The 5,641-nt window shown below is 62.2% G+C and carries 5 protein-coding genes; 4 read left to right on the top strand and 1 reads right to left on the bottom strand.

From position 1 onward, the window contains the following. Positions 1-212: 212 nt before the first annotated feature. From AAFX91_RS38345 to AAFX91_RS38360, 4 genes are all read left to right on the top strand, one after another. Complete coding sequence (locus AAFX91_RS38345) at positions 213-1,073, top strand: MaoC family dehydratase (protein ID WP_130582259.1); 861 nt, start codon at positions 213-215, stop codon at positions 1,071-1,073. A gap of 153 nt (positions 1,074-1,226) precedes the next feature. Further along, positions 1,227-2,105, top strand: coding sequence for an SDR family oxidoreductase (locus tag AAFX91_RS38350; protein ID WP_394569951.1), 879 nt, complete (start codon positions 1,227-1,229; stop codon positions 2,103-2,105). Between the two features lie 105 nt (positions 2,106-2,210). Then, positions 2,211-3,167 carry a dihydrodipicolinate synthase family protein gene (locus AAFX91_RS38355; RefSeq protein WP_130582261.1) on the top strand — a complete coding sequence of 319 codons (957 nt, stop codon included), beginning with the start codon at positions 2,211-2,213 and terminating at the stop codon, positions 3,165-3,167. 2 nt (positions 3,168-3,169) lie between these two features. Then, positions 3,170-3,970 carry an NUDIX hydrolase gene (locus AAFX91_RS38360; RefSeq protein ID WP_130582262.1) on the top strand — a complete coding sequence of 267 codons (801 nt, stop codon included), beginning with the start codon at positions 3,170-3,172 and terminating at the stop codon, positions 3,968-3,970. Positions 3,971-4,003: 33 nt separating this feature from the next. Here AAFX91_RS38360 and AAFX91_RS38365 read toward each other — a convergent pair whose 3' ends face one another. Beyond that, entirely contained in the window at positions 4,004-5,551 is a 1,548-nt protein-coding gene (locus AAFX91_RS38365) for a hypothetical protein (RefSeq protein WP_394569952.1), read from the bottom strand. Positions 5,552-5,641 lie beyond the last annotated feature (90 nt).

Consider the following 5,641-nt stretch of genomic DNA (forward strand, 5'->3'; position numbering starts at 1 on the left):
GGTGGCCACCGGCCAAGACGCTAAATCGCTTCCATCGCACAAATCATGCCCGTGCAGATACAAGGGGTTCTCTCCGCAGGTTCGGTGCTCGCGGGAGCAACCCCTTCACCCGAACGAGTTTGTTGCCGGCAGCGGAACTGCCCTCTCCCGCAAGGGGAGAGGGCGCTGTAACGGGCGCCGGCGAAGCGGATATCCGGGGAGGAACGAGAAAAATGCCGATCAATTACGAGCAACTGAGGGCCCTGAAAAACCTCGGCCAGAAGTACAGCTACGGCGATCGCGAGGTGATGCTCTACGCCTATGGCATCGGCATCGGCGCCGATCCCATGGACGAGCGCGAACTCGCTTTCGTCAATGAGGCGACGCTGACGCCGCGTCCGCTGAAGGTGGTGCCGACCTTCGCATCGGTGGCGGCCTGGGGCGCCGGCCCCGGGGAGATGAATCTCAATCGCGTCCTCGTCGTCGACGGCGAGCGCGACATCACCTTCCACAAGCCGCTGGCGACCGCCGCAAACATCACTGCTGATTCCAGCGTGCTCGACGTCTTCGACAAGGGCAAGGACAAGGGCGCGGTGATCCGCCACCAGACCATCCTCAGGGATGAGAAGGGCGAGAAGCTGGTCACGCTGGTCGCCTCGCGCTTCGCCCGCGGCGATGGCGGCTTTGGCGGACCGTCCGAGGGCCAGCCCGAGCCGCACAAGGTGCCGGAGCGCGCGCCCGACCGGACCGTCGACATCGCAACGCGCCCGGACCAGGCGCTGATCTACCGCCTCTGCGGCGACCGCAACCCGCTGCACTCCGATCCGGAGTTCGCGAAAAAAGCAGGCTTCCCGCGGCCAATCCTGCACGGCATGTGCACCTACGGCATCACCTGCCGCGGCGTGCTGCAGACCTATGCCGATTACGATCCGTCCGCCTTCAAGCAGCACGTCGCGCGCTTCTCCTCGCCCGTGTTTCCCGGCGAGACCGTGACCATGGATCTCTGGAAGGACGGCAACGTGATCTCATTCGAGGCCAAGGTGAAATCGCGCGGCGTCACCGTGATCCGCAGCGGCAAGACGGTGCTGGGTTGATGATTCCGGTGGAGGCGCTTTGAGCTGTCTCGTCATGCCCGGGCTTGTCCCGGGCATCCACGTCTTTCTTGCCAATGGCGACAAAGGTCGTGGATGGCCGGGACAAGCCCGGCCATGACGGAGAAAAGGAATAACGAAGCGGGAGAAACAACCATGGGATTACTCGACGGCAAGGTGGCGCTGATCACCGGCGCGGGCGGCGGACTCGGTGAAGCCTACGCAAAACTGTTCGCGCGCGAGGGCGCGGCGGTGGTGGTCAACGATCTCGGCGGCCCGCGTGATGGCTCGGGCGCCGACAAGTCGATGGCGCAGCAGGTGGTGGATGCGATCAAGGCCGAGGGCGGCCGCGCGGTCGCCAATGGCGCCGACATCTCGACGCTGGAGGGCGGCCAGTCGGTGTTCGACGATGCCATCAAGAATTTCGGCCGCGCCGACATTCTCGTCAACAATGCCGGCATCCTGCGCGACCAGACCTTCGCCAAATCGAGCGAGGCCGACTGGGACAGGGTGATCAAGGTGCATCTGAAAGGCACGTTCTGCTGCACGCTGCCGGTGTTCCGATGGATGCGCGAGAACGGCGGCGGCGTCATCGTCAACACCTCCTCGACCTCGGGGCTGATGGGCAATTTCGGCCAGAGCAATTATGGTGCGGCCAAGGGCGGCATCTGGGGCTTCTCCAACGTGCTCGCGATCGAGGGCCGCAAATACAACATCCGGATCTGGACGCTGGCGCCGGGCGCGCTGACCCGCATGACCGCAGACCTGCCCCGCTATAAAGAAAACCCCGGCGCTGCGCTCGACCCGGACGGCATTGCGCCGGCCGTGCTATACATGGTCAGCGACTTGTCGGGCGACCAGACCGGCAAGGTGCTCGGCGTCTCCGGCCCGCGCGGGGTCAGGGAGATGCGGATGATGGAAATGGAAGGCTGGAAGCCGCCGTTCACGGGCTGGAAGGCCGAGGATATCGTCACCCACGCCAAGGACATCTTCTTCTCGGAAGAGCAGATCAAGATGGGCGCGCGGCGGTTTTGAAGTACACAGTCGTTCCGGCCACGCGCAGCGTGAACCCGGAACCTCGAGATTCCGGGTTCGATGCTGCGCATCGCCCCGGAATGACAAGAGAGGATAGAGGCACGAATGACGAAGCTCACCGCCCAGGCCGCCGGCACCTTTGCGATCGCGCCGACGCCGTTCCATGACGACGGCCGCATCGACGAGCGTTCGATCGACCGGCTCAGCGACTTCTACACCGAGGTCGGCTGCGACGGCGTCACCGTGCTCGGCATCCTGGGCGAGGCGCCAAAGCTCGATGCCGCCGAGGCTGAGCAGGTGGCTGTTCGCTTCGTCAAGCGCGCCAAGGATCTGCAGGTGATCGTCGGCGTGTCCGCGCCGGGCTTCGCCTCGATGCGCTCGCTGGCCAAGGCATCGATGGATGCCGGCGCCGCCGGCGTCATGATCGCGCCGCCGCCGCACCTGCGCACCGACGACCAGATCACCGCCTATTTCAAGCAGGCGCAGGAAGCGATCGGCGACGACATTCCATGGGTGCTGCAGGACTACCCGCTGACGCTCACGGTGGTGTTCACGCCGGCGGTGATCCGCAAGATCGTGATGGACTGCCCGTCCTGCGTGATGCTCAAGCACGAGGATTGGCCGGGTCTGGAGAAGATCACCACGCTGCGCAATTTCCAGAAGGACGGCTCGCTGCGCCCGCTGTCCATCCTGGTCGGCAATGGCGGCCTGTTCCTCGATTTCGAGATGGAGCGCGGCGCCGATGGCGCGATGACGGGCTACGCATTCCCCGAGCTTTTGATCGACGTGGTCAAGCTCTCCAAGGCCGGCAAGCGCGACGCCGCGCATGATCTGTTCGACGCACATCTGCCGCTGATCCGCTACGAGCAGCAGCCGGGCGTCGGGCTCACCGTGCGCAAATATGTGCTGCAGAAGCGCGGCATCATCGCCTCCAGCGCCCAGCGCAAGCCGGGCGCCGTCATCACGCCGCAGGCGAGGGCGGAGGTCGATTACCTCCTGTCGCGCGTGGCCCGCGTCGACCGCCGCGCCAATCTGCAGCCGCAGTCCAGCGCCGCAGGCTAGCCATGGCCGAGACCGTTACGCCGCGCCCTGCCTCCACCATCCTGCTGCTCCGCGACGCGGCGGCACGGCGGGAAATCGAAATCTTCATGATGGTCCGCCATTACGAAATCGATTTCTCCTCCGGCGCGCTGGTGTTTCCCGGCGGCAGCGTCGACAAGGGCGACAAGGAGATCATCGCCAACCACGCGCTCTATTCCGCCGGCGAGGGGCTCGACGAGAGCGCGCTCAGCTTCCGCATCGGCGCTATCAGAGAAACCTTCGAGGAGAGCGGCATCCTGCTGGCGCGGCCGAAGGGATCGAGCGAACTGGTGGATGCCACCCGCGCCCGCGAGATCGAGCTCGCGCATCGGAGCCGGCTCTGCGAAAGCAAAACCAGCTTCCTGAACGTGCTGGCCGAGACCGGCATGGTGCTGGCGCTCGACGAACTCGTCCCTTACGCGCACTGGATCACGCCGGAAGGCATGCCGAAGCGGTTCGACACCTGGTTCTTCCTCGCCGCGGCGCCTCCAGAGCAGCTCGGTACCCATGACGGCAGGGAATCCACCGATTCGATCTGGGTTTCCCCCCGTGAGGCCTTGGAAGGCGGGGAAAGCGGCCGCTTCAAGCTACCGTTCCCGACCACCCGCAACCTGATCAGGCTAGGCAAGCAGGCCAGCGTCGGCGAGGCGCTGCAGGACAGCCGCGGCAAATCCATCGTCACGGTGATGCCCGTCATGACCAAGACCGCCACCGGCCGCCAGCTCCGCATTCCGCTCGAGGCCGGCTATGACGGCGAGGTCTTCGAGGTCGGCGCCGCCGGCTAATCGCGGGCGGCGCGCCTGCTCAGCCCGGACGGACTATGTGGGCCTCTTAATGGAGAAGTCTCCGCAGACGTAATTCCAATTCGTCAGCACCTTGTTGATCCATGATCGGTCCGAGGAAACGATCAATCCAGTGATGTTTTTCGAATCTGGGCCGGGCTTCATTGCGAGCACGTTTTCGAACGATACGGTGGTGTCATCATTCTTGGCCTTGAAGACAAGAAAAATAGATGACGCTCCGTCGATGAACAGTCCTGTCGTGTCTTTCGCTTCTTCGTAACAGCCGAAACGGATGTATCGTCTCTCGGGAGGAGGCTGAGTATTTTCGGCGGTGAGCTTCTTAATAAGATCAAAGCGTTTGTAAGAACCGTTGCCGCCAACGACCAGGTCCGATGTCTTGTCGACGACTGCAATATCTTCGGCAAGAAGAGTGGTGAGATGGTCGACCGCTTGCTGAGGATGCGGATTGTTTCTTGCATATTGGGCGAGGGATATGACGAGATCATCGACCTTGGAAGCTATCACCCTGAATTTTGGTTGAGTGCTGCTTGGATCGACGGGAAGAAGGTACCGGTCAATGTCGTCTTGGCCGAATTTCTGCTCGGCCAGGAAGTCCTTCCAAATCAGACTGTTTTGGTCCCTGCGGCCTGCAATTGCCATCGCGTAAGGGTATGAAAGGCAATCCAGCATCTGGCCTTTGTTGATGCCGGCCTTGCCGGCAAGCGCAATCATTCCATAAGCGATATCGATCGTGGAGCGAAAACCAAGGTCCGATATCCCGGCGCGGGCAGCTAGGCAGCTTTGCTTGAGCTTGGTTGCGTCAATCTTGTCTGGCGCAGCCTTCACCTGAGCGCGAAGATCGTCGCGGAAGCTTGGATTTCTGTCCAGCACGATCGATTCGATTGATCGGATCGTCACACTAACGGCAGCGTAGTCGGTGACGTAGCTGTAAGTCCCCGTCCGCAAAACATCCACCGGTCTCGTTTGAGTACTTCCCGATTTCAGCGCGCCGAGCAACTTGCTGAAAGGGTCGGCCGCGGATTGCAGGTTGGTGATCTTCGACGCGATTTCGGTCGGCAGGGCTTGTCCTGTGAAGAACGAGAACAGCGGCGAAACGATGCCGAGCAGACCGGATACAAACTGCCCAAGCGGGCCGCCGGCGGGATCGTCGTTTTCGTTCTTCACTGCGACCAAAGCGAGTTTCGAGCCTGCGACAAGGAAGTCCTTCTTGCAGTGCCGATAGTCGTACGACGTCCAGTCTTTGCTGCTTGCGCTATAGGCCTGAACCGCTCCGACCGCATCGCTCGGGAGCTTGTCCACGGCGGGAGTGCCGGTGCCGACAGATTTTGTAATCAACAGTAGAAGGCTGCGTGTCTTGCCGGTCCATGCGTTCGTCACGCCCTCAAGCGATCCGCCACGTGGAGAGCATCGGACCTCAACGGCGTAAAGGCCGAGACTTTGAACCTTCGGATTTTTCGATGAAGGCCAGGTCCAATCAACTTGATCTTCCCAAGCGGCACTGACAGGCGTGGCGACGGTAAGAAAACTCAACAACGATAGCAACTTCGCAAAACGATGCCCCATAAAATCCCCCACTATCGCATTGCCTCATCAAGAATGTTACCGGAGAACTGACCGTCAGGATTGGGGCGGCGACACCGAATCGGATCGGTG

This window comes from Bradyrhizobium sp. 31Argb (assembly GCF_043638955.1).
Classification (GTDB): Bacteria; Pseudomonadota; Alphaproteobacteria; order Rhizobiales; family Xanthobacteraceae; genus Bradyrhizobium.

Coding starts and splice junctions, on each gene's coding strand:
- AAFX91_RS38365 (WP_394569952.1), bottom strand. CDS start 5,551: ATGGGGCATCGTTTTGCGAAGTTGCTATCGTTGTTGAGTTTTCTTACC.
- AAFX91_RS38355 (WP_130582261.1), top strand. CDS start 2,211: ATGACGAAGCTCACCGCCCAGGCCGCCGGCACCTTTGCGATCGCGCCG.
- AAFX91_RS38345 (WP_130582259.1), top strand. CDS start 213: ATGCCGATCAATTACGAGCAACTGAGGGCCCTGAAAAACCTCGGCCAG.
- AAFX91_RS38360 (WP_130582262.1), top strand. CDS start 3,170: ATGGCCGAGACCGTTACGCCGCGCCCTGCCTCCACCATCCTGCTGCTC.
- AAFX91_RS38350 (WP_394569951.1), top strand. CDS start 1,227: ATGGGATTACTCGACGGCAAGGTGGCGCTGATCACCGGCGCGGGCGGC.